At 69.1% G+C, this 24256-nt stretch carries 22 protein-coding genes; 5 read left to right on the forward strand and 17 right to left on the reverse strand.

Going from position 1 to position 24256, the window contains the following annotated elements:
* Positions 1-48: 48 nt before the first annotated feature.
* From ACFCYE_RS02920 to ACFCYE_RS02930, 3 genes are all read right to left on the reverse strand, one after another.
* A complete protein-coding gene (locus ACFCYE_RS02920) occupies positions 49-2079 on the reverse strand; it encodes a pectinesterase family protein (RefSeq protein ID WP_376176088.1) in 2031 nt (676 codons plus the stop codon).
* Positions 2076-3623 (reverse strand): pectinesterase family protein, encoded by a 1548-nt coding sequence (locus tag ACFCYE_RS02925; protein ID WP_376176090.1) that lies wholly within the window; start codon positions 3621-3623, stop codon positions 2076-2078. Before ACFCYE_RS02925 ends, ACFCYE_RS02920 begins: the two co-directional genes overlap by 4 nt.
* 142 nt (positions 3624-3765) lie before the next feature.
* Complete coding sequence (locus tag ACFCYE_RS02930; RefSeq protein WP_376176091.1) at positions 3766-4713, reverse strand: alpha/beta hydrolase; 948 nt, start codon at positions 4711-4713, stop codon at positions 3766-3768.
* Positions 4714-4786: 73 nt separating this feature from the next.
* On the opposite strand from ACFCYE_RS02930, the gene ACFCYE_RS02935 reads away from it, so the two are divergent.
* Positions 4787-5434 (forward strand): TetR family transcriptional regulator C-terminal domain-containing protein, encoded by a 648-nt coding sequence (locus ACFCYE_RS02935; protein ID WP_376176093.1) that lies wholly within the window; start codon positions 4787-4789, stop codon positions 5432-5434.
* Between the two features lie 158 nt (positions 5435-5592).
* Entirely contained in the window at positions 5593-6363 is a 771-nt protein-coding gene (locus ACFCYE_RS02940; protein WP_376176094.1) for a hypothetical protein, read from the forward strand.
* 37 nt (positions 6364-6400) lie between these two features.
* On the opposite strand, the gene ACFCYE_RS02945 is transcribed toward ACFCYE_RS02940, so the two are convergent.
* On the reverse strand, positions 6401-7156 hold the full coding sequence (locus ACFCYE_RS02945; RefSeq protein ID WP_376176096.1) for a hypothetical protein: 756 nt from the start codon (positions 7154-7156) through the stop codon (positions 6401-6403).
* 88 nt (positions 7157-7244) lie between these two features.
* Between ACFCYE_RS02945 and ACFCYE_RS02950 the strand changes: the two genes are divergently transcribed.
* Positions 7245-7754 (forward strand): MarR family winged helix-turn-helix transcriptional regulator, encoded by a 510-nt coding sequence (locus ACFCYE_RS02950; protein WP_376176097.1) that lies wholly within the window; start codon positions 7245-7247, stop codon positions 7752-7754.
* Positions 7755-7769: 15 nt separating this feature from the next.
* Here ACFCYE_RS02950 and ACFCYE_RS02955 read toward each other — a convergent pair whose 3' ends face one another.
* Together ACFCYE_RS02955 and ACFCYE_RS02960 are read right to left on the reverse strand one after the other, a co-directional pair.
* Positions 7770-9179, reverse strand: coding sequence for an MFS transporter (locus tag ACFCYE_RS02955; protein ID WP_376176099.1), 1410 nt, complete (start codon positions 9177-9179; stop codon positions 7770-7772).
* 67 nt (positions 9180-9246) lie between these two features.
* Entirely contained in the window at positions 9247-10080 is an 834-nt protein-coding gene (locus tag ACFCYE_RS02960; protein WP_376176101.1) for a serine protein kinase RIO, read from the reverse strand.
* A gap of 253 nt (positions 10081-10333) precedes the next feature.
* Between ACFCYE_RS02960 and ACFCYE_RS02965 the strand changes: the two genes are divergently transcribed.
* Complete coding sequence (locus ACFCYE_RS02965) at positions 10334-11527, forward strand: MFS transporter (protein ID WP_376176103.1); 1194 nt, start codon at positions 10334-10336, stop codon at positions 11525-11527.
* Positions 11528-11576: 49 nt separating this feature from the next.
* Positions 11577-12038 (forward strand): DUF3817 domain-containing protein, encoded by a 462-nt coding sequence (locus ACFCYE_RS02970; protein WP_376176105.1) that lies wholly within the window; start codon positions 11577-11579, stop codon positions 12036-12038.
* A 7-nt stretch (positions 12039-12045) separates the two neighbouring features.
* On the opposite strand, the gene ACFCYE_RS02975 is transcribed toward ACFCYE_RS02970, so the two are convergent.
* The 11 genes from ACFCYE_RS02975 to ACFCYE_RS03025 all read right to left on the reverse strand — a co-directional run bounded on the left by ACFCYE_RS02975 (position 12046) and on the right by ACFCYE_RS03025 (position 24081).
* Complete coding sequence (locus tag ACFCYE_RS02975; protein WP_376176107.1) at positions 12046-12942, reverse strand: helix-turn-helix transcriptional regulator; 897 nt, start codon at positions 12940-12942, stop codon at positions 12046-12048.
* A 129-nt stretch (positions 12943-13071) separates the two neighbouring features.
* Positions 13072-13830 carry an ABC transporter ATP-binding protein gene (locus tag ACFCYE_RS02980; protein ID WP_376176108.1) on the reverse strand — a complete coding sequence of 253 codons (759 nt, stop codon included), beginning with the start codon at positions 13828-13830 and terminating at the stop codon, positions 13072-13074.
* Positions 13827-14645, reverse strand: coding sequence for an ATP-binding cassette domain-containing protein (locus ACFCYE_RS02985; RefSeq protein ID WP_376176109.1), 819 nt, complete (start codon positions 14643-14645; stop codon positions 13827-13829). Before ACFCYE_RS02985 ends, ACFCYE_RS02980 begins: the two co-directional genes overlap by 4 nt.
* Entirely contained in the window at positions 14642-15502 is an 861-nt protein-coding gene (locus ACFCYE_RS02990) for an ABC transporter permease (RefSeq protein ID WP_376176110.1), read from the reverse strand. The genes ACFCYE_RS02985 and ACFCYE_RS02990 overlap by 4 nt, the downstream gene beginning before the upstream one ends.
* On the reverse strand, positions 15499-16461 hold the full coding sequence (locus ACFCYE_RS02995) for an ABC transporter permease (RefSeq protein WP_376176112.1): 963 nt from the start codon (positions 16459-16461) through the stop codon (positions 15499-15501). The genes ACFCYE_RS02990 and ACFCYE_RS02995 overlap by 4 nt, the downstream gene beginning before the upstream one ends.
* A gap of 59 nt (positions 16462-16520) precedes the next feature.
* Positions 16521-18014, reverse strand: a complete 1494-nt coding sequence (locus tag ACFCYE_RS03000; RefSeq protein ID WP_376176113.1) for an ABC transporter substrate-binding protein — start codon at positions 18012-18014, stop codon at positions 16521-16523.
* Positions 18015-18076: 62 nt separating this feature from the next.
* The gene (locus tag ACFCYE_RS03005; RefSeq protein ID WP_376176115.1) at positions 18077-18793 is read right to left on the reverse strand and encodes a DUF1684 domain-containing protein; all 717 of its coding nucleotides are present in this window, start codon (positions 18791-18793) and stop codon (positions 18077-18079) included.
* 107 nt (positions 18794-18900) lie between these two features.
* Complete coding sequence (locus ACFCYE_RS03010) at positions 18901-20949, reverse strand: GMC family oxidoreductase N-terminal domain-containing protein (protein ID WP_376176116.1); 2049 nt, start codon at positions 20947-20949, stop codon at positions 18901-18903.
* Entirely contained in the window at positions 20936-21802 is an 867-nt protein-coding gene (locus ACFCYE_RS03015; RefSeq protein WP_376176117.1) for a carbohydrate ABC transporter permease, read from the reverse strand. The genes ACFCYE_RS03010 and ACFCYE_RS03015 overlap by 14 nt, the downstream gene beginning before the upstream one ends.
* Positions 21799-22764 (reverse strand): carbohydrate ABC transporter permease, encoded by a 966-nt coding sequence (locus ACFCYE_RS03020; RefSeq protein WP_376176119.1) that lies wholly within the window; start codon positions 22762-22764, stop codon positions 21799-21801. The genes ACFCYE_RS03015 and ACFCYE_RS03020 overlap by 4 nt, the downstream gene beginning before the upstream one ends.
* Before the next feature lie 9 nt (positions 22765-22773).
* A complete protein-coding gene (locus ACFCYE_RS03025) occupies positions 22774-24081 on the reverse strand; it encodes an ABC transporter substrate-binding protein (RefSeq protein WP_376176122.1) in 1308 nt (435 codons plus the stop codon).
* Positions 24082-24256 lie beyond the last annotated feature (175 nt).

The raw sequence follows: 24256 nt of genomic DNA on the forward strand, positions 1-24256 counted from the left end.
CGAAGGGTGCCCGACCCGTCAGGATCGAACACCCCTCGAAGTGTCGGCTCAGCTCCACGGGCTCCAGCCGTCGTCACCCGACAGGTAGGCCTCGCGGGTGTGCGCGGATGCCTCGTCATCCGTCAGCTGCGGACGGCCGGCGTCCGCGCCGACGACCGCGCCAGGACCGGTGTTGGCGTACTCCCGGAAATAGTCCTCCTGCCAGCTCCAGCCGCTCATGTCCGACCAGGCGGGCGTGCGCACGTGCGCGCCGAGCTCTGAGTCGCGCACCACCATCGACGGGTCCACGTTCGGGTTGCTGCTCGGGTGCCACGGGCGCCCGAGGAAGACCGTGCTGGCGGCGGCATCCGAGGTGAAGCGCGAGTTCACGAACAGGAAGCCCTTGCCGCCCGGCACCGTCGCGGGGGCAGCGACGTATCCGTTGGTGGTGGATGCGCGGTCGAGGGAGTGGATCTCCGAGTCCTCGGCGACGAGCGTGCCGCCGCCGTAGATGAAGTCGACGTCGCCGGCGACGTACGAGTCGGTCATCCAGACGCGGGATGCCTCGGTCTTCGAGATCGGATCGACCAGGAACGTGTCCTGGTTTCCGAGCAGCCGCACGCCGTCGAGCACGGTGCGGTCGGCCGCCGCGCGCAGGGCCAGCGCCTGGCTGCCCCCGTTCAGCGCCTCGTCGTAGGCATTCTCGATCGTCACGTCCCGAAGGGTGACGTCATCCGCGAGAACCGAGAGCACGGGGGAACCGGTGTGCCCCCAGTTCCCGCCGTAGAACTTCGTCTGGCCGGCGGCGAGGTCGTAGCTGATCACGACGTCCGCGGCATCGCCGGTCGCTCCGCGGATCGTCAGACCGTCGGCATCCGGCCAGATCCGCACCACTTCGCGATAGACACCCGGCTGGACGATGATCTCGACCGGGTGCTTCGCGCGGGATGCCGCCCCGACCGCCGCGCTCACGCTGGCGTAGTCGCCCGTGCCGTCGAGGGCGACCGTGATCGCCTTCTTGACCTTCTCGTCGTTGCCGAGCGGGCCGCTGTTCGCGTCGACGATGGAGACGACATCCGCCACGGCATCCGGAGTGTAGGCGTAGTGGGCCGACGGCTCGAATGTCGGGCCGGTGTCGTCCTTGCGCCCTCGGATGCCGGAGAAGGTGTTGTTGCGCGATTCCACACGGGAGTCCGGGTCCTTCGCGACGATCGCGTCCTCGCCGTTCTCGTAGACGCTGGATTCGATCACGAGCTGCGCGGCCCCGCGGGACATCGTGCCGTAGTGCGCCTGCCCCTCGAACCAGTTGTTGTAGAGATGGCCGGCGGCGACGTTGTCGATGCTGGCATTGCGCTGGTACGTGTTCGAGAACTCGTTGTGATGCATCGTGATGGTGGTGATGACATTGCTCGTCCAGCCGACGCCGACCGTCTTGTTGTGGTCGCGGAACACGTTCCACGACAGCGTCACCGCGGTCGAGTCCTTGCGGACGTCGACGAGCCCGTCGCCGAGGCGCGTGAACTCGTTGTGATCGATCCAGACGTGCGACGAGGTGTCGATCCGGATGCCGTCGTTGTCGTTGTCCGGCGCTTTCCCGTCCCAGTCGCCGGGAACGTATGAGTCGCGGAACGTGAGGTTGCGCACGATCACGTTGGACACCCTGTCGAGGAACAACCCGCCGCCCACGATCTCGGCATCTCTTCCGGCACCGGCGATGGTCTTGTCGGACGCCACCTCGATCTGCGAACCGAACGGCTCCACGTCGACGCTGCCCTTGACGAGGATCGTCAGCGGTTCCTCGAGCGCGGCGTATTCGGCGAGCTCCGCCGCGTCGTCGGCCACGACGACCCGCCCTTCGGCGCCACCGGTCGTGCCCTCCGGCAGGTCGGCGGTCGGGGTCGATGCGAAACCGGTCGCCACCGGCGACCACACCGGACCGTCGGCGGTCGTCGTGGTCGGCGCCTCGATGCGATCGAGGAGCCCTGCGCCGTCGAGCGTCGCGGGGAGGTCGTCCGCGTGCGCGGGCGCCGCGATCAGGGTCAGGGCGAGCAGCGGTGCGCTCGCCACGACGGCGACGCGGGTCAGTCTCCTGCGGTTCATCGGGCCTCTCCTTCCGTGAGCACGTCGCCGAGCAGGACGACATCATCGAGGGTCGTTCCCGTCCCGGCATCCCGCAGTGCCGGCGCCTTCTTGGGGGCCGACACCTCCAGCGGGTTCTCGAGCGTGAGGCTCTGCAGGGTGACGTCATCGGCGAGGACGTTCACGGTCGGCCATTCGCTGCTGGACTTGTCGTACGTGATGACGACGTCCTCCGGGTCGCCCGTGGCACCGACGATCGTCAGGTGATCGGCATCCGGCCAGATCGAGACGACCTCGCGGTAGGTTCCGGGCTGGATGACGATCTCGACCGGGTGGGAGCTGCGGGATGCCGCGCCCACCGCCGCGTGCACGGACATGTAGTCGCCGCTGCCGTCCTGTGCGACGGTGATGCGGCGCTCGGCGTCGTCGTCCGTGGGATGCACAGGACCGGCGTCCTTGGTGAGGAGCTTGCGGACGTCGCCCGCGGGATCGGCCGTGTAGGCGTAGTTCGCCGACGCGTCGAAGGTCGCACCGGTGTCGCGGGGCTGCTCGCCCCAGACGTCCACGAAGATGTTGTCCTGCTGGAAGACCGATCCTTCGCCGATCAGCGGGTTGCGGGCGTGCTCGAACACGTTCGATTCGACGACGAGCTGGGTCTCGGCACCGCGGGCGTTCATTCCGTACGAGCTCACCCCGGACAACCAGTTGTTGTACACGTGGCCGGACGCGACGTTGTCGAGGCTGCCGTTGCGCTGGTGCACGTTCGAGAAGCGGTTGTGGTGCAGCGTCAGCGTCGTCACGACGTTGTCGGTCCATCCGACGCCCAGGGTCTTGTTGTGGTCGCGGAAGTAGTTCCAGGATGCCGTGACGGCGGTGGAGTCCTTGCGGATGTCCAGCTGACCGTCGCCGAGCCGGGCGAACTCGTTGTGGTCGACCCACACGTGGTGCGAGGTGTCGATGCGGATGCCGTCGTTGTCGTTCTCCGGCGACTTGCCGTCCCAGTCCGCGCCGATGAACGAGTCGCGGAACGTGAGGTTGCGGATGATCACGTTCGAGACGCGGTCGACGAACAGTCCGCCGTCGACGATCTCGCCGCCGTCCGGGCCGCCGGCGATCGTCTTGTTCGCCGTGACCTTGATCATGCTGCCGTCGCCGACGTCGATGGTGCCGTCGACGAGGATCGTCAAGGGTTCTGCGGATGCTGCGGCTGCCGTGAGTTCGGCGGCGTCGTCGACCGTGATCACGTCTCCGCCGGCACCACCGGTGGTGCCGGCGGGCAGCTCGGCGGTCGGCGTCGAGGCGAAGCCGGTCGCGGTGGGCGACCATACCGGGCCGTCGGCGGTCGTCGTGGACGGCGCCTGGATCTGCTGCAGCAGCGTGGAGCCGGTGGAACCTGCCGCGGTCGGGACAGCAGCACCGGCGGCCGACGGGACGAACGCGCCGAGCGCCAGCAACGGGACGCCGAGAACCCCGGCCGCCGTGACGTGTCGGCCGCGGTTTCGGCGGAATCCCGGTGGGGAACCCGCGGAAACGCGCGCGACGGAATGGGAGGGCTTGAAGGACATCATCGTTCCTCTCGCAGATGGACACCGGTGTGGGGAACCGGTTTCTGAACCCTAGTGAGGAAATGTTGCCGATGTCAACGTATTTGCGCGAGACGATTTCCGTCGGAGTGGCGGGAGCCCGCGGCATCCGAACCGGAGGGGATCATCCGATCGGGAGGATCGATTCCTCGGCCGCGGTCCTCCGGTTCGCGCGATCTCCTCCGGCTCGCGCGACCCCGGCGGCGGAGGGCGACGCCGTGTGCTCGCCGCGAGTGACGATCTCCACGACGGCGTCCAGTACGTCGTCGTCGGTCAGGATGCGGTTGTGGCCGAGTCCGGTCGGCCGCAGCATCCTCGAGCGTCCGGCGTGCGCTCGGTGCAGCCGGGCCGAATCGGCATCCGGCAGACCGCGGTCATCGCGACCGTGCACGACGAGCAGGCTGGTGCGTTCGGGAAGCGGGTGCGCGGCCGAGTCGAATCGCTCGGCGACGGATGCCGTCGACTCGCCGATCCGCGCGGCGAATCGCCGGCCCAGCTCGACGCGGGCCTCCTCGGACAGGCCGAACATGAGCGCGAAGCGGTCGATCATCGCCGTCGGGCCCGCGGCTCCCGAGATGGTGACGACGACGGGAGTCGGTGCCGAGGTGCGCGCTGCGGCGAGGCCGGCCACGGCGCCGACGGAGTGCCCGACGATCGCGGCGAACGGGCCGAATCGGTCCTGCATCCCCTCGATCGCGGCCATCCAATCGCGGATGTCCGTGCTGCGCCCTGGCGAGGCGCCGTGCGCCGGGGCGTCGAAGGACACCACTCGCAGTCCCTCGGCCGCGAGTTCGCGGACGAGCGGAGCGAACTGCATGGCCCTGCCCTTCCAGCCGTGGACGAGGAGAACCGTGCGATCTCCTTCGCCCCAGCGATAGGTCACGATGTCGCGACCGCGCACGCGCAGCAGTTCGCGTCGCGCGGCGAGGTCGGTGGCGCGGTCCCGATCCCGCAACGGCAGGCGTGGTCGGGTGCGGAAGAACAGTCGGTAGGCGATCGCACCGGCCAGGGCCGGCGAGACCGTGTCGGCGACGCGGAGGGCGGTGGGGATGAACGCGGCGGAGCGGTGCATGGGTTCCTCGATCCGGAATGAATACGAACGATCGTACGTAGAATATACGAACGATCGTGCGTAAACTAGAGGGATGTCGGATCAGATCGTGGACGGACGTCGGGCGCGCGGAGACGCCTCCCGTCGCAGCGTGCTCTCCCGAGCGACGCATCTCGCGTCGGTCGAAGGGCTGGATGGGCTCACGATCGGACACCTCGCCGAGACGTCGGGACACAGCAAGAGCAGCATCGCGACCCTGTTCGGCAGCAAGCAATCCCTTCAGCTGGCGACGATTGCCGCAGCCCGTGAGGTCTTCATGGCCACGATCGTCGAACCGGCGCGCACCGAACCCCGGGGGCTGCGGCGTCTCGCGGTGCTCATGCGCAACGGGCTCGCCTACTCCCGCGACCGCGTCTTCACAGGGGGATGCTTCTTCGCGGCGACTTCGGCTGACATCGACTCCAAGCCGGGGCCGGTCCGCGATGCCGTCCGCACGGCGCAGTCGGACTGGTACGGGTACATCGCCGCCCAGGTGCGGTACGCGATCGAGGCCGGCGAGCTGACCGCAGACCCCGCGGATGCCGAAGACATCGCCTTCGAACTCGTCGCGCTCGACGAGCACGCGAACAACCGCTCGCTGCTGCTCGGCGACGATCGTGCCTATGATGTCGCCGCCCGTGCGATGCGGCGGCGGCTGATCGCGGCCGGGGCGAGCGAGAAGATGCTGGCGCCGTTGCAGTAGCGCACCCGTCGCGAGACGTGCTCTGCGGGATGAAAGAGAGCGGGGCAGAGCAGGGCTCGCCGCAGAAAGCACGTCTCACGGGGATGCTGCGGCGGACGGTCGGCCGTCCGGACGACAAAGCCCCCTCGCGGAGCCACGGCGCGGCATAGGATCAGAGCGTGAGCGGCGATATGGGGAATCCAGAAGTTCCGCGCGACGACGAGGCGCGCGAGTTCCCGCCGCCTCCGCCCCCTGCTCCGGAGCCATCCGAGCCCGTGCTCGACGGCGAGGTCCCTGGGGCCTCGGTGTCCGCCGCGGTTGAAGCGCGTGAGCCCGACGCGATCGACGACCTCGCGGTGAGCGCCGATCTCGCGATGTCGCGCGTGGAGGACCTCGACATCCCTCCGGCCGAGGCCGCCCTCCCCGAGTTCACGATCCCGGAGCCGCCGGAGATCCCGCCGCTCGACGCGACGGCGGTGGTCCTGCTCGAGGACGAGACCGCGTCGACGAGTGCGTTCGGAGATTCTCCGGTGGAGGCGGATTCGGCCGACCAGGTCCCCCCGCCGGCCACGCGCTCCGAGCTGCGCGCGCGGACATCCGGCGGTGCGGCTGAGCCTCCGGGGATGCCGGGCGCGCGGCCTGCCGCGGATTCGACGCCCCTCCCGGCCGACCCGTCGTCAGCCGCACCCCCCGCGCGATCCGTGCCGTTCGGTGCGCCCACGGCGGCGCCGTTCGACGCGGCGGCGGGAGCCCCGGCATCCGATCCTTCGAATCCGCGGGGCGGAGACACCTACCGCAGCTGGCCGATCGTGATCTTCGCGCTGCTGGGGGCGCTCCTGATCGCCGCCGTGATCGGCATCGTGGTGCTCGTGAACAATCCGCCGACGTTCTCCGCGCCGCAGGGGGCCGACTCCACGGTCGTCGACCTCCCTCTCGTCCTGCCCTTCTAGCCGTCCACCGCCGCGCGGAGGTTGCGGGGCGATGAGGTCAGCGGGTGACGCTGCCGCGCTCGAAGCCGGCATCGAAGCCGCGCTCGTAGGCATGCTGCGCCATGCGCGCGACGCGTCGGTGGCCGCCGCCGTGCGGGCCGAAGCCGCCGTGGGGGCCGAACTCGCCGTGGGGGCCGAAGCCGCCGTGGGGGCCGAACCCGCCGTGGCGATCGGTGCGTTCGCGATCGGATGAGCGGTGCTCCGGGTGTCCGTGCTCGGTGTGCGCCCGGCGATCGGACTCTGCCGGTCGAGGGGCGAAGCCGTGGCGGCGCCAGCGCCCGCGGCCGTGGTGCCGCGTGTGCTCGTGGCCACCGGAGTGTCGGTCATGCCGGCCGTGGTCGCGCGGCGTGCGCGGCAACGGCGTGTTCTCGTCCCAGCCCAGCGTTCGCGCGATCTGCGTGAGGGTCGCGATCGTGGTCGCGTAGTCCTCAGGGCTGACGGCGTCGGCGATCGTCGCACGGATGCCGTCGACGATCGTGCCGAGTCGCTTCTTGGCGGCCTGGCCCTCGTCGGTCAGAGCCCACCCGTCCTCGGACGGTGTGATCCAGCCGAGATCGTGCAAGTGGGCGAGCTTGCGGTCGTCGAGGGGGCGGCGGGTCGGGACGGTGCCGTCGACGGCGTTGAGCCGCCGCCAATCGCGACGGGTGATGCCCTCGTTCTCGAAAGCGCGGGCGAACTCGGCGGCCAGGAGCCGGTCGGCCGCCTTGAGCCAGTAGCCGAGCGGACGGTCTTCAGGTGATGTCTGCGTGTTCATGGGGAAGTCCTTTTGTTGTCATTGTGCATGTATATGTAGTGTGACATGTAACCGGGAAGCATGTCAAATAACATGTAAAATCTGTGGTGTGAGCACACCTGATCCCGCCGCCGAAATCGCCGAAGCGCTCGCGCGTCTCCGAGGACGGCGCCCGCACGGGCACGGGCACGGCGGACCGCACGGGCACCACGGCGGACCGCATGAGGGCCGACCGTTTCGGCCGGGCCCCTGGGCCGGCGGACCCGGGGGCCGCTTCGCCGCCCCCGCATGGATGCGGATGCTGGAGGCGCTCGCCGCGGCATCCGCCCCGCTCAGCGTGAGCGAGCTCGCCGACGCGGTCGGCGTCGACCAGCCGCGGGCCTCGCGGCTGGTGCAGCAGGGCGTCGAGCGCGGATTCGTCCAGCGCGAGGCCGACCCCGATGACGGACGTCGTACCCGCATCGCCCTGACGGATGCCGGCGTGCGCGTCGCGCGCGGTGCCAGGGGCGAGCGGCGTCAGGCGCTGTCGCGTGCCCTCGAGGCGTTCACGGACACCGAGCGCACGGAGCTCGCCCGGCTGCTCAACAAGCTCGCCGACAACTGGGCGTCAGGAGCTTGATCTCCGTCCCCGGTCTCAGGCGGTCGCGACCCGGCGCTCCTGCACGGGGAGCAGAAGCAGGAATCCGACCAGCAGCACGATGACGATGCCGAGAATGCCGAACTTCGTCTGGGCGGTCAGCACGATCAGGGCGGTCCACGCCGCTGAGGCCATCCAGCTCGCCGCGCGGCCGGTGGTCGCGTAGAGCCCGAAGATCTCGCCTTCGCGTCCGGCCGGCGTCACCCGGGCGAGGAACGATCGCGACGCGGACTGCGCCGGTCCGACGAACGCGCACAGCACCAGTCCGCCGATCCAGAACACGACGGCCCCGGCCTCGACGAGCAGGAACACCGCCAGACCTGCGACGACCATCGAGGCCAGCGAGAAGAGGATGATCCGCTTGGCGCCGAAGCGGTCGTCGAGTCGGCCGGCGAGGATCGTGGAGACACCGGCGATGAGGTTCGCGGCGATGCCGAAGATCACGAGCTGCAGGAAATCGAAGTCGAACACCTGGCCGGCGATCACGGCCCCGAACGCGAAGACACCGCCCAGCCCGTCTCGGAACACCGCACTCGCCAGCAGGAACCAGAACGTCGGCCGCGTCTCCGGTGTCCGATACAGCCCGATGACGTCCTTCACCAGCAGCGCGTACGAGCGGAAGAATCCGACCTTGCGCTCGGGTCGTCCGAGCGACGGCTCCGGCACGTTCAGGAAGATGGGGATGCTGAAGACGAGCGCCCAGATCGCGCAGCCCACCGCGATGATGCGGAACGGCAGGCCGGACTCCGTCGGCAGCCCGAACCAGTCGAACGAGAAGAACACGACGACGAGCACGAGCGCGACGATCCCGCCGATGTAGCCGAATCCCCACCCGAGTCCCGAGATGCGCCCGATGGTCTTCGGGTTCGCGATGCCGATCAGCATCGCGTTGGAGTTCACCGCCGCGATCTCGCCGAACACGCTGCCCGCCGAGATCAGTGCGACGCCCAGCCAGAACAGCGTCGGCGTGGGCTCGACGAACCACAGCCCGAACATGCACGCGATCAGCGCTCCGGTGCCGATGCCGAGCCAGAGCTTCTGGCGGCCGGCGGCGTCGGCCCGCTGGCCGAGTACCGGCGCGAACAGGAGGATCGCGAGCCCTGCGATGGTGGAGCCCAGTCCGAGGCCGCTCGCGAGGTCCGCTTCGGCGGCGAGACGCACCGGGTCCTCGTCACCGAGGGCGGCGACCTCGGCAGGAAGGAACTGCTCGGTCGTCAGATACAGCGCCGTGAAGATGAACGTCAGGATGACGGTGTTGAACGGCTGGGTCGCCCAGTCCCACAGTGCCCACGAGTACACCTGCTTCTTCGGAGCGGGGGTGTCGCCGCGCAGCTCCAGCCCGATCACACCGACCGCGCCGCTGTTCGCGGTGGGCGGCGGGACGGGCGTCTCATCCGACGTGCTCATGTCTCGAAGTCTGGCCGCGTCCGGTGAACGCGAGGTAGCGACGCGCCGGAAGCCCTCCTGTGGAACATCACCCGTACGAGGCCGCGATGAGCTCGGCGAACAGCGCTTCGGCATCCGCATCGACCCGATGCCTGGCGAACCAGTCGCAGACGTTGACGCAGTCGCGGTGCAGCAGATCGAAGCCCTGCGGGTTCGCGATGACGTCGACGATCTGCGGCAGATCGATCACCCGCACACGGCCGTCGTGCACGAGCAGGTTGTACGGCGAGAGGTCGCCGTGGGCGAAGCCGGCCGCGGCGAACACGTGCATCAGCTCGACGACCTGCTGGAACAGATCCGTCAGCTCGTCGCGATCACCGCGCACCTGCGCGAGCCGGGGAGCGGCGACCGCGCCGGTGCCGATGAACTCCATCAGCAGCTCGGTGCCGTTGACCTGCACCGGATACGGCACCGGTGCGCCGAGCTCCCATACGCGGCACAGGGCCTCGAACTCGGCGAAGGACCACTCCGCCGCCGCGACCTCCCGCCCGTAGAGCGACTTCTTCTCGGTCGCGCGGGCGTCGCGGGAGTTCCGGGTGCGACGACCCTCGGTGTAGATGCTCGAACGATGGAACGTGCGGTGCTGCGAGGTGCGGTAGCGCTTGGCTGCGAGCAGCGTGCGCTGCGAGGGGTCGTCCGGTACGGCCCGTTCGATGAGGAAGACGTCCGCCTCCTTGCCGGTCTTCAGGATGCCGAGTTCGGTGTCGATGGCACCGGCGTTCGTCACGACCCACGGCGGTCGTGGTTCGGGTCCGCGTTCGGAGGGGGTGACGGCCGGCCAGGTGGTCCAGCGCTGGTTCTCGCCGGGTTCGACGTCGGCGAAGGTGAGAGATGCGTCGAAGGACGCGAAGGGATCGGTCACGGTGGTTGCTCCGGGAAGGGGAGACCACGCGCGGATCAGGAGCGGGCGGCCTCGAGGGGAAGGTGCGTTGCGGATGAGGGCACGACGACGACAGCAGTCATGGCTTGCTCCTTCCGCTGATACCTTCCGGGGAGATCCCGGCGCGGGGTCGAGCTTATCCACACGTCGGGCGATCGTCCAGCCCCGGACGATCGGTCGGATGCCGCGGACGACCGATCGGGTGGGACCTGCGTCGTCCTGCGAGCCTGGAACCATGACCACGACCGCCCCTGTCCCCGTGACTGTTCCCACCACGACGGCCGAGCGCATGCGCTACGGCGGACTCATCGCGCTCATGCTCATGAGCTTCCTGCTCGTCACCGCAGAGTTCCTCCCCAACGGGATGCTGACCGAGATGGCCGACGGCCTCGGCGTCACGCCGGGGCAGGCGGGCCAGACCGTCACCGTGACGGCGCTGGTCGGACTGCTCGTCGCCCCCACGGTGGGCCTGATCTTCCCGCGGCTGGATCGGCGGAGCCTGTTGGTCTGGATGGCGCTCGCCGCCGGGGCATCCAACCTCATCGTCGCGATCGCGCCCAACCTCGTGCTCGTCCTGCTCGCGCGCTTCCTGCTGGGCGCTGCGATCAGTGCGTTCTGGTCCATGTCGATCACGGTGGCAGCCCGCATCGCCGGGCCGGACCGCATCGGTCGGGCGGTCATGTTCACGACCGCCGGCACGTCGCTCGCCACCGTCGCCGGAGTTCCGATCGGCGTCATGCTCAGCGAGGTTCTCGATTGGCGCGCCGTGTTCGCGCTCGCCGGCGTCGTCACCACGCTGCTGGCCATCGCGCTGCGAACGCTCCTGCCGTCGGTTCCGGCCGCCCAGGCATCCAGCCTCCGCATCCTCGTCGACACGATCCGCCGCCCCGGCGTCGGGCTCGGGTTCACCGGCCACGTCCTGGTGGTGCTCGGTCACTTCCTCGCGTACACCTACATCCGCCTCGCTCTGGAGCGGATGCCGGATGTGGATGCCGGCACGATCGTGCTCCTGCTCGCCCTGTTCGGCGCCGGCGGCCTGGTCGGAAACCTCGTGATCGGGCTCATCGTCGACCGGACCTTCGCGCTCTTCGCCGTCGTCGGACCGATCGCGATCGCGGCGGCCGTGCTGGGCACGCTCCTGTTCCCCGGCTCGATCGCGGCCGTCGCGATCGCCGTGGTCGCGTGGGGCTTCTTCTTCTCGTCCTGGCTGATCGTCGTGAACACCTGGGTCGGGCACCGGATGCCCGACCGCCTGGAGGCCGGCGGCAGCCTGGTCGTCGTCGGATTCCAGGGCGCGATCATGCTCGCGGCCGGTGTCGGCGGCATCCTCGTCGACGCGCTCGGGGTCGAGCTGAACTACGTCATCGGCGCAGCGATCCTCGTGCTGGGCGCGGTGCTGTTCGGCGCATCGAACCGCGTACGGTCCTGACGTCGAACGCGGGTCTCCTAGGCTGGAACCACCCCACCCGAGGAGACCCGTGTTCCGTGTACCCGCCCGCCTTTTCCGTGTCCTGGCGATCGCCGAGGCGATCACCTGGACGATCCTGATCGCGGCGCTCATCGCCCGAGCGGTCGGCGGCCCGCCGATCGTGGTGACGATCGGCGGAGGCATCCACGGATTCGTGTTCCTCGCCTACGGGGCGACGGCCATCCTCGTCGCCCTCAACCAGCGCTGGCACGTCGGCGTCGCCGTGCTCGCCGTCGCCAGCGCGGTCATCCCGTACGCGACGATCCCCGCCGAGATCTGGCTGCACCGGACGGGCCGTCTGCGCGGCGACTGGCGGCTCGAGGCCGGCGACGATCCGCGCGACGCCCGCTGGTACGACCGGCTGATGCGCTGGTTCCTTCGACGGCCGTGGGTGCTCGCAGGGTTGCTCGCGCTCGCGATCGTCGCGCTGTACGTGATCCTGCTGCTGGTCGGTCCGCCCGGCGGGAGATGACCGGCGGTCAGGCCGGGATCGCCGCCTGCCCGTGCAGGCGCCACAGCGACGGGGCGAGGCCGGTGTGGCGGCGGAACGCGCGGCTGAAGCCCTCGTCCGACGCATAACCCAGTTCGCGCGAGGTCTCGGAGACGCTGCGCCCGGCATCCAGCAGCTCCTTGGCCTGGCGCATCCGCACGTCCGTGACGTAGCTCGCGGGCGACTGGCCGACGGCGGCGCGGAAGCGCTCGGCGAACACGGACCGCGACATCGCGCCGAGGCTGGCGAGCAGGTCGACGGTCCAGTCGCGCCCCGGCTCGGAGTGGATGGCGTCGACGACACGGTCGAGGAAGGGATCGCCGGCCCGAGACGGCCAGCCCTGCGGAGCGCAGCCGTTCTGCGCCCACGCCCTGATCACGCTCAGCAGCACGGTCGTGACCATCATCCGGCAGATGAGCGGATCGCCCGATCGCAGTCCGTGCACGTCGGGGTCCACGGGACCGAGATTCGCGGCCAGCGCGGCGGCGGCCGGTTCGAGGTCTGCGAATCCGGTCACGAACACGAAGCCGGGGATGCCGTCGACGGCGGCGGAGTCGAGTTCCAGGTCGGCCGTCATCAGGCGCGCACCGGAGGTCGATTCCAGGACGATCGGCCGCTGCCCCATGCTGAGGAACGCATCGCCGGCGAGCAGCGTGCGCGGGCCACGGGCGGTGCCGGTTGATCCGCCGGGCACATCGAGAGTGCAACCGGTGTCGAGCACGACGTCGCCGGTGATCTCGCCCTCGACGACGTAGGCGAGCGTGACCTGACCGGCCGGTAACGGGAGCAGTCCTCCTTGTGCGAGTGTCGTGCGGCGCGCGAAACCGAGTCGGACATCGAAGGAGGAGAGCACCTCCGCCAGGCGAGCAGGATCGACAGTCGTCATGCCTGAATGCAACCCCGATCCTGCGGGCCCTATTCCGGACCGGCGGGGACGCTCAGGTCGCCGTTCGTGTCGCTCCGATCGGAGCGAAGCGGCACCACGTGCGACGGGAGCCCCGCGCGCGACGGCCGATCAGGCCGCAGGCAGCCGCGGAATCGCGGCGACCAGCGTGCGCGCGTACTCGGTCCGCGGCGCATTAAGGATGCCGCGGGTCGGCCCCTCCTCGACCACGGCCCCCGCGCGGAGCACGACCGTGCGCTCGCACAGCGCCGCCACCGCGCTCAGATCGTGGGACACCATCACCAGCGCCAGACCGGTCTCCGCGCGGAGCGAGCGCAGCAGGTCGATCACCTGGATGCGGGTGGTGACGTCCAGCGCGCTCACCGGCTCGTCCGCCAGCAGCACACGAGGCTTCGACACGATCGCGCGCGCGATCGCGATCCGCTGCCGCTGCCCGCCGGAGAATTCGTGCGGGTACCGACCGAGCACGTCGGCGTCGAGGCCGACCGAGCGCACGGCCTCCGCCACGGCTTGTCGGGCGGCCTCGCCGCGGGCGATGCCGAGCGAACGCAGTGGTTCGCCGACGATGCGGTCGATCCGCTGGCGAGGGTCGAGCGAGGAATACGGATCCTGGAACACCGTCTGCACGTCGGCGCGGAAGCGCCGCATGAGCGCCCGGTCGCGCCGACTCAGCGGCTGACCGTCGAAAAGCACCTCGCCCTCGTGCGGCGCCGACAGCCCGAGCAGCAGGGAGAAGATCGTCGACTTGCCGGCCCCCGACTCGCCGACCAGCCCGACCGCCTCGCCCTCCGAGACCTGCAGCGAGACGTCGTCGACGACCGTGCGCTGCCCGTACGAGAAGCGCGCGCCGCGCAGCTCCAGAATGCTCATCGCTCGCTCCCCTCCGACGCATCGGACGCCGTCGGTGCGTCGAGTGCGGCATCCAGCGCCCTGGCGCTCGCGACCAGCTCCCGGGTGTAGGCGTCGCCCGGAGCCGAGATGATCTGCGAGATCGGGCCCTGCTCCACCGAGCGCCCGCGCTGCATCACGACGACGCGGTCGGTCATGCGCGCGACCACAGCGAGATCGTGGCTGATGAACAGCAGCGCCATGTCGCGTTCGGCGACGAGGCGATCCAGCAGCGTGAGGATCTCGTCCTGCACAGTGACATCCAGCGCCGTGGTCGGCTCGTCGGCGATGAGGAGTTTCGGGTGCCCGGCGAGCGCGATCGCGGTGGCGACCCGCTGCCGCTGCCCGCCGGAGAGCTCATGCGGATACGCGCGGACGATGCGCTCATCGGGGAGCGAGACATCGGCGAGGGCGGTGCGCACGGCATGCTGCAGTCCTCGACCGTGCAACCCGAGATGGCGCCGCATCGGCTCGGCGATCTGACGACCGACGCGCATCAGAGGATCAAGCGCCGTCAGCGGCTCCTGGAAGAGCAGCGCGGCGACGGGGCCGCGCAGCGGACGCAGGGCACGATCCGTTGCGCCGATCACCTCTGTGCCGTCGAGCCGGACGGAGCCGGATGCCGAAAGACCCGCACCGAGCAGTCCGGTGGCCGCCAGCGAGGTGACGGACTTGCCGGAGCCGGACTCGCCGATGATGCCGACGCGCTCGCCGGCGGCGACGGAGAAGGACACGTCGTCGACGACGGGCCGTCCGGCGGCCGTCACCGTCAAGCCGGCGATCTCGAGAAGGCTCATCGTGTCCTCCTGCGGGTCGGATCGGCGAAATCGCGGAGACCGTCGGCGATGAAGTTCACACCGAGCACGAGCACCACGAGGGCGATTCCCGGTGCGATCGCGCCGACCGGGGCGGTGAGCACCGTGCCCTGCGCCTCCTGCAGCAGCCGCCCCCACGAGGCGTTCGGCGGTGGAGCGCCCAGACCGAGGTACGACAGGCTCGCCTCGGCGAGGACCGCCGCTCCGAACTGCAGCGCGAGATTCACACTGAGCGTCGGCCAGATGTTGGGCAGCACGTGGAAGGACACGATGCCCGGCCACCGCGTGCCGCTCGTCCTGGCCGCCGTGATGAACTGCTCGTGCAGCACACGATGCGCGAGGATCCGGGTGAGCCGTGCGACGACCGCAGACATCGCGAGACCGATCGCGAGGATGGCCGACCACAGCGATGCGCCCTGCACGGCGACGACGAGCATCGCCAGCAGCAGCACGGGGAAGGCGATGATGACGTCCAGCGCCGCGGACATCGAATCGTCCACCCACGGGCGCGCGAAGGCCGCGATGAGTCCGATCGTGATGCCGAGCAGCGCCGCCAGCGCCACGGATCCGATGCCGACGATGAGTGCGATCCGCGCGCCGATCATGAGCTGGGTGAACAGATCGCGCCCGAGTTTGTCTGTGCCGAGCAGATGCGTGCCGCTGGGGCCTTCGAGTCGGCCGCCGCTGACGTCGCTCGGCGCGTAGGGCAACCAGAGCAGGGAGACGATGGCGAGCAGGACGATGAGACCCGTGAAGCACAGGCCGATCACCAGGGTCGCGTGGCTGCCGCGACGGCGCCGGGTCGCGGCAGCCTCGATCTGCTCCACGACGGCCGTCATCGTGCACCGGCCACTCGTGCGCGCAGCCGCGGGTCGATGAGACGCTGCGCGATGTCGGCGAGGAAGCCGACGAGCAGGACGAACAGCGTCGAGACGACGAGCACGCCCTGGATGTTCGCGAAGTCGTGCTGCTCGATGCCGGTCAGCAGCATGCTGCCCAGTCCGGGGAGCGTGAAGACGCTCTCGACGACGACCGCGCCCAGCAGCGTGGTCGACAGTTCGATGCCGAGGACGGCGATCACCGGCACGGCGCCGTTTCGGACCCCGTGGCGCAGCAGGGCCTCGCCGAGTCCGGAGCCGCCGGCGCGCGCGGTGCGCAGGTAGTCGCTGCCCAGAACGTCGAGAGTGGCGGCGCGGACGTAGCGCGACAGCGAAGCGCTCATGACGATCGCGATGGTGAGGACCGGCAGCGCCAGCGACCGCAGCGCGTCCGCCGGATCCTCCCAGTCGTCACGGGGGAACCCGCCGGAGGGCAGGATGCCGAGGCCGAGCGCGAACACCCAGACGAGCAGGATGCCGACCCAGAACACCGGCACCGCGATGCCGAGCTGCGCGAAGCCGGACAGCACCGTGCCGTACCAGGTGTCTGCCTTCACCGCGGCGGTGATGCCGATCATGAGGGAGAGCAGCAGAGCCAGCCCGAAGGCGAGCAGCGTCAGCGGCAGAGTGATCTGCAGGCGGGCCGCGATCTCAGGGCCGACCGGCAGCGTGCTGATGTACGACTCGCCCAGGTCGAACCGCACCATCTGCCCGGCCCACAGCGCGAACTGCTCGAAGATCGGGCGATCCGAACCCACCTGGGCCCTGGCAGCGGCGATCTGCTCCGGGGTCGCGTCGACCGAGAGCAGGGCGTTCGCCGGGTCGCCGGGGAGCAGCCGGAGCAGCACGAAGATGACCATCATGGCGACGACGAGCGACACCACGAGGAAGGCCGAGCGGCGGAGCAGATACGTGAGCATAGGTGGCATGAGGATCGCGGGGCGGATGCGTCAGCATCCCACCCCGCGATCCGAGCAGATCAGGACTTGACGATGTCGTAGGCGAAGAACTGCGAGTTCAGACCGTTGACCGGGTACCCGCTGAGGTCGCTGGAGGCGACCACGATCTGCGGGTAGAGGTACAACCATACGCTCGCCGCGTCCGCGGCGATCTTCTCGTTGACCTGCTTCAGCAGCGCGGTCTGCTCATCGGTGGTCGCCGCCTGCTCGGCCTCGGCCACCCACTGCTGCACCTGGGCGTCGTCGTAGCCCCAGTAGAAGTCGGGGTTGCCGTACCAGACGACATCGCGGTCGTTGACGTGCTCCTGCAGGGTCGCCTCGAAGTCGCGATCCTGGAAGACCTTCGTGTACCACTCGTCGGCGCTGATGGTGTTGATGTTCACCGTGATGCCGACCTCGGCCAGCTGCGACTGCAGGAACTCGGCGACGACGGGGTGCGGGTCGTAGCTCGGGGTGTCCAGGGTGAATTCGAATCCGTCCGGGTAGCCGGCCTCGGCGAGCTGCTGCTTCGCGAGATCGACGTCGTACGGGTTGACGTCGGTGAGGTCCTCGTACCAGGGGTCGGTCGGCGGGACCATCGAACCGATCAGGGTGCCGTAGTCGCCCCAGACCGAGGTGAGCAGCTTCTCGGTGTCGACGGCGGAGTACACCGCCTTGCGCACCAGGGCATCGTCGAACGGGGCGACGCGGTCGTTGAACGCGAGCAGCTCCTTCGTCGTCGACGTCCCCTCGCTGATCGTGTAGTCGTCGTTCGACTGGAACTGCTCGAGCGCGTCCGGGCTCTGGATGCTGGTGATGACATCGATCTCGCCGGTGAGCAGCGCGTTGTTCTGCGCGGTCGCATCCGTGAAGTACGTGAAGACCACCTCGCCGTTGGCGGCCTGCTCGCCCCAGTAGTCGTCCCAGCGGGTCAGGGTCAGTGTGCTGCCCTGCTTCCACTCGTCGAGCGTGTAGGGGCCGGTGCCGTCCTCGGCGGTCGTGAGATCTTCGGCATCCGCGTTCACGATCCAGATGTACGCGAGGTTGTACAGGAACGAGATCGAGCGCTGCGACAGCGTGAACACCACCGTGCTGTCGTCCGGTGTCTCGATGCCGGCGATCACGGAGAACGCCGACTTGCGGGCGGATTTCGAGTCCTCGGCCGTCACGGCCTCGACGCTGGCCTTGACGTCGGCCGAGGTCAGCTGCTTGCCGGAGTGGAAGGACACGTCGTCGCGGAGAGTGATCGTGTAGGTCAGGCCGTCTTCGCTGATCTCTTCGCTCGCGGCGAGCAGGGGCTCCACCTCGCCGTCGTCGGTGAGCTTGTACAGCCCCTCGTAGACGTTGCCGTTGAAGGCCTCGGTCACGCCCTGGCCGCCGCCCTGGGTATTGCTGAGGTTCTGCGGCTCGTACAGCGAGCCGATGTAGATGCTGGCGTCTGCGGCATCCTCGGCGGACGGCGTGCTCGACGAGCAGCCGGCGAGGACGAGGGCTGAGGCGACGATGGTCGCCGCGAGCGCGATCGGAGTTCTCACAGGGGGTCTCCTGGGTTCGGGTGGTGGTGTTCGGGTTTCGGATGCCGCGGGTCGGCGTCGGATCAGGCCGAGTAGATGTCGAAGTCGTCCATGAACACGACGTTCTTCTCGCCGGCGCGGACCGGCTGGGTGAACCGGTTCTGGGGCGGCGGCAGCGGGCAGTTGTACTGCGCCGAGAATCCGCACGGCGGCACGAAGGCGCGGTTGAAGTCGAGGACGACGGAACCGGCGTCGCCGAAGCCCGCGCCGTCGTCCCGCCGGACGAACAGGAAGCGTCCTGACCCGTACGTCTCGGTGCCATTGGTCGGGTCGCCGAAGACGAGCAGCAGTGTGCCGCCGTCGTCGAACGCGGCGAGGCGGTGCTCGGTGCCGTCGAGGGTGAAGGTGATGTCGCCGGGGACGACGAGGTCGCGCGTGCCGCCGTTGTCGCGGATGTGCTCGAACGGGACGGTGCGGCCGGCATCCACCGGGGCGAACTCGGCCTCGATGACCCATGCGGGGTCGTAGTCGTACACGTCGATGCGGTCGTACGCGCGGATCGCGGGGGAGGAGGCATCCCAGAACCGCAGGCCGTATTCGGGCTCCCCGGTGGAGATATCGGTGCGCTGGAGGGGGGTCACCGTCACGGATGCCGGGGCGGATGCCTGCGCGGCGTCGACATCAGGTCGCTCAGGTCCGACCCAGCGGGTCTCGACGAGGGCGAGGTTGCCGGTGGGCGCGGCGACGGCGGCGTGGCGCTCGTTGCGCCAGCGGGCGTGGTCTTCTTCGGGTGCAGACATGACCGTTCCAGGGTAAGGAGTGCGCGGCAGAGGCGTCGCGATGCGACGTCATCAGGGGCAACACGCGCAGCGCCCGCAGCATTCCGGGACCACGGGCGGCGGTGCGATCAGACCCAGCGCGCCTGCAGGTGCTCGGCGACGCGGAGCGCGTTGGCGACGATGGTCAGGGTCGGATTCACGGACCCGTTCGTCGGATGCAGCGACGAGTCGCACACGACGATGCGACGGGTGCCGTACACACGACCCTCCGGGTCCGTCGCCGCTGCGGACGCAGAGGAGCCCATCCTCGCCGTGCCGCAGGAGTGCTCACCGGCGGCCGACGCGGTCGCACCGCCTCGCCGGGGAATGTGCACGCCCGTCGCGTCGGCGGCCTCGAGCCATCGGGCGCCCTGCACGCCGAGCCCTGCATCGATCTCACGCGAGGCGGAGTGGACCAGTTTGCTCATCGTCGCCCCAGGACGTCCCCACCGGTCCCTGGCCCGGCGGCTGAGCCCGACGCCCGATCCGCGGTGGGGTACTTCCTGCCCCATGCCGAAGACGCCGAAGATGTGGGCGCGTCCTTCGCGCATCCATTCCTTGTGCCCGGAGCCCCACGACGCGACGCCCCGCGGCGGAGACCCCGCCGACGTCAAGGGAAGCATCCCCATGAGGTCGACCAGCACGCCGCCGCCGTACGGCACGGTCTCGGCATGCACGTGATCGAGCGTCGCGACCGAATGGCCGGGCCCGATGAAGGGCTTCACCGGATCCACGACGTCTCCCAGCACGGTCACGAATCGATGGTCGTGCAGATTGCGGCCCACGTGCTCGTTCCCGAGTCCGCTCGCCAGCAGCAGGCGCGCCGTCTCGACGGCACCCGCGGAGACGACCACGACGTCGGCGCGCACGGTCACCTCCCGTGCGCGATCGGTCGAGGCATCCACCATGAGGGTCACCTCGGCGCGGGCGGCGCCATCGCGGACCTCGATCGCCTCGGCATCCTGCAGCACACTGCATCCGTCGGCTACGGCCCGCGCGATGAGCGTGTTGTGCGCACCGTTCTTCGCATCGACGGGACACGCGTGGCCGACGCACTGCGGGCATCGGGCGCACGCCGGGCGTCCGTCGTGGGCGATGCTGTTGATCGCGAGCGGGATCGGACCCCAGCCCCAGCCGAGCCGATCGGCGGCCGAGCCGAGCAGGTCGCGGGCGGGTTCGGTCTCCATCGCCGGCATCGGATAGCCGCGCGTGCGAGGGGTGCGTGCGGTGAGCGGACCCTCCTCGCCGGCGACGCCGATCTCCCACTCCGCACGCGTGTAGAACGGCTCGAGCTCGTCGTAGTCGAACGGCCAGTCCGCCAGAGCGGCATCCGCGTCGGGATTGCCGTAGACGGTCTGCATGCGGAAGTCCTCGGGCAGGAACCGCCAGGACATCCCCTGCCACACGCGTGTTCCGCCGCCGAGAACGTCGGCGTTCAGTCCGTACGGACCCGCGTCGCCGATGCTGTCGACCAGCAGACCAGGCCCTTCCTCTCCGCGCAGTTCGCGCGGGTACCCCGGTCCTGGGCCGAGGGTCGGCCAGTACAGCGCATTGCGCTTTCCGTGCAGGTGATCGCCGCGCAGCTGCGCATTCGTCCGTGCGGGGGCGCGCTCGACGAGGAGGACGGATCGGCCGGCAGCGGCGAGAACGCGTGCCGCGGCTCCGCCACCCGGACCTGCGCCGATGATGATCGCGTCGTAGGCGGGCGCCAGGCCGTGCGAGCCGATGTCGGGCAGGGGGTCGGGTTCGATCGGCACGACGCCCTCCGGCAGCGCGCGGTAGCCGACCATCGCGAGCCCGTCCGGCTCGTGCCCTGGGCGCAGGGCGTAATAGCCCTCCCAGCACACGCGTCGCAGCGCGGCGAAGTCCGGCGCGGTGTCCGGATCGGCTTCGGCCTGCCGCAGCAGAGCATCCTGGCGGTCGGGATCCAGTTCGGCGAAGCCGCCCGATCGCCGATCCAGCCAATCGCCGAGTGCGATCAGACGCGGCAGGACCCCCGCGAGGTCCCGCCGGGAAACCGGATCGGCGAGATACGCGCCGACCCCGCCCGCCCAGCCGTCTCGCCACCGGTCGGCCGGGATGATCCTGGCGACCGCCGCCCGCACCGCCGGGTGCGCTGCGGCGTCAGCGGCCGGCAAGCGAACCGCCGATCCCGCCGACGCTGAAGTACTTGTTCAGCACCGCGAAGATGATCACCGGCGGCAGCATCGCGATGACCGCGACCGCCATGACGAGCCCCCAGTTCGTGGCGTTCTGCTGGAAGAAGGTCTGCAGGCCGACGGAGAGCGTGAAGCTCGTCTCGGAGCGGATGAAGACCAGCACCACGAGGTAGTCGTTCCATGCGAGCAGGAACGAGAAGATCGCCGTCGACAGGACACCGGGCAGAGCGTTGCGCAGCACGATCCGGACGAATCCGCCGAACAGGCTCGCACCGTCCATCCACGCAGCCTCCTCCAGAGTGATCGGGATGGAGTCGTAATAGGCGGCCATCATCCAGATCGCGACCGACATCGTCGAGCCGACGTAGATGATCGTCAGGCCGACCAGGTTGTCGACGAGGTTCAGCTGGGCGAACAGGATGAACAGCGGGATCACGGCGGTGACGACCGGCAGCGACTGGATGATGAACAGCAGCAGCGAGTACCCGGACACGAGCTTGCTGCGGCCGCGGGAGAGCACGTATCCGGCCGGCGCAGCGACGGCGACGGACACCACGACGGTGCACAGGGTCACGACGAGGCTGTTGCGCAGCCAGGTCAGCACGTTCGTCTGGGAGAAGATCTTGGCGTAGTTCTCGAACGTGAATCCGGTCTCCGTGCTCCCGAGCGCCGGCTGGAACGACAGATACAGCACGGCGCCGATGGGAATGGTCACGACGACGGTGATGAACAGCAGGAGCGTGAATTTCCACCACCGTCCTCGCAGCTGCTCGTCCGTGCCGGACCGCCGCTTCTTCGAGTCGGCGGTCACGATGGTCTGAGTGAGCGTCATTCGATATCCGCCTTCTGCACGCGTCGGTAGAGCACGACCGAGATGATCACGAGAACGATCGTCATCAGGAATGCGATCGCGACACCTGGGCCGGTGCGGAACTCCAGGAAGACGGTGCGGTACGCCTGCACGACCAGCGACTGCGTGGCGTTGACCGGCCCGCCGCCGGTGAGCAGGAAGATCGTCGGAAAGTCGTTAACGCAGAAGATCGTCATGAGGATCCAGCTGATGTACGTCGACTTCGCGGTCAGCGGCAGGGTGATGTGGCGGAACGCCTGCCATCCGGTCGCGCCGTCGACACGCGCGGCCTCGTAGACCGTGTTGTCCACGGCCGCGAGGGCGGCGCTCATCATCATCATCATGAACGGGAAACTGATCCACACCTTGAACACGCAGACCGTGATCTGGGCGAGGAGCGGATTCGCGAGGAACAGCACCTGTCCGAACCCGAGCGCTTCGGCGAGCACGGGGAACGGACTCTGCGGTGTCGCCACGAGCCAGTTCCACGACGTCGCGGACACGACGGTGGGCACCACCCAGGGCAGAAGGAGGAGGACCTTGAACAGCCCTCCGCCGGGGATGCGCCCGCGCAGCAGCAGCGCGATGCCGAGGCCGACCGCCCAGCTGCCGAACACACCGACGAGAGTGAAGATGAGCGTGAACCTGGCGGATGCCCAGAACACCGGATCCGACAGCACGGTCTGGTAGTTCTGCAGACCGATGAAGTCCCCCGGCAGGATCAGATCTCCGTCGCGGACCGACTGCAGACCGGCGTAGATGACCGGGTAGGCGTTGAGGAGCAGGACGAGGATGATCGACGGCAGGACGAGGAGGGTCAGCGTGAGGCCGCGGCCCGGCAGGACCGCGCGACGGCGGGCGCGGGGCGCTCGCCCCGGTCCGCCGACGCCGACGCCTCGTCGTGCTTTGCTGAGCGACTCGGAGAGGGAGGCGGAGGTCGTCATCGAGGCGACCTAGGCGTTCGCCTCGAGCGTCTGCTGCAGCGTTTCCAGTGCAGCCTTCCCCGTGCCCTGGCCGCCGAGGATCGTCTGGGTGAAGGTGTTCATGGCCGGCGTGCCGTCGACCGCCGTCACGCCGAGGAACAGCGCATCGCCGCCGGGGGCGCCCCAGGTGTGCGAGATCGGCTGCCACTCCTCGATGATCTTCACGGCGTTGGTGTTGGCCTGGAATTCCGGAGTCTCGGTGATCGACTTCAGCGGCGGCAGGCCGATGCCGGTGTTCTCCGTCCACAGCGGCGCCATGTTCTGGAAGTAGTAGGTGAGGAACGCCTCCGACTCCGCCTGATCGGGGGTGTTCGTGTACATCATGATGTTGTTGGGGAAGTACAGCGCGCCCTGGTCGCCGTGAGGGCCGGTGAGGGGGCTGTTGACGGCGAGCTCCGGTCCCACTTCGCCCGCGACGTTGGCCGCGAGGCCGCCGCCGTCCCAGCCCATCCCGAACTTGCGCTCGCGCCACTGGGTCTGCACGTTGTCGCTCGTGTACGTGACGCTGCCCGGGTCCACGTAGCCCTTCGCGACCATCTCGAGCACGAAGTCCATGGCCTCGATATTGCGCTCGGTGACGCAGTCGGGTTCCTGGTCGGCGTTGAACAGGCCGCCGCCGTTGTTGATCATGAAGCTCGTGAGGATGTGGCTGCCGGTGAAGCTGCCGGAACCGGCGCCGACGCCGAACGAGTACGCTCCGATCTTCTTCAGCGCCTCGCTCGCGTCGAGGTAGCTCTGCCAATCGGTGGGAGGCTCGACCCCCGCCTGCTCGAGCAGCACGGTGTTGTACCACATGACGCGCATGTCGAGGTTGTACGGGACGGCGGCATAGCCGCCGTCGACCTTCATCGCGTCGATCAGGCCGGGCAGGAAGTCGTCGTAGAGGCCGTCCGACTTCCACGAATCCAGCAATTCGTCGGCGTAGGCGATCTTCCCCTGCGATTCGAAGAGGAAGGCCTGTGTTCCACCGCCCGAGCTGACGGCCGGACCCGTGTTGCTCGCCACTGCGGAGGAGAACGTCTGGGTGAAGTTCGCCCACTGGATCTCCTGGTGCTCGACCTTGAGGGCACCCTCGTACGCTTCAGCGATCTCGGCATCCCGCGGGCCGAACTCCGCCTGACCCCATGGCATGTTCCAGAACTTGAGCGTTCCGCCACCTCCACCGCCTCCGCCTCCTCCCGATTCGCTCGGGGCGCAGCTCGCGAGCGTCATCGTGGCGACGGCGGCCCCCGAGAACATCAGGAAACCGCGTCGTGTCAGACCTGAAGGTGAAGTCATGCGATCCATGAAGAACACTCCATTTCCCGCGGCCGGGCTGGCCGACCGCTCTCATCATTGAGGAGGACACGACCTGTCTAGTCCCTTTTGTGGCGGGCGTCAACATATTGAATATTGGATATAGCCGCGCAAGCGCGCTCATGAACGAGGCGCTTTGCGACCTCGGGTCGATGAT

This window comes from Microbacterium sp. NPDC056234 (genome assembly GCF_042267585.1).
GTDB lineage: Bacteria > Actinomycetota > Actinomycetes > Actinomycetales > Microbacteriaceae > Microbacterium.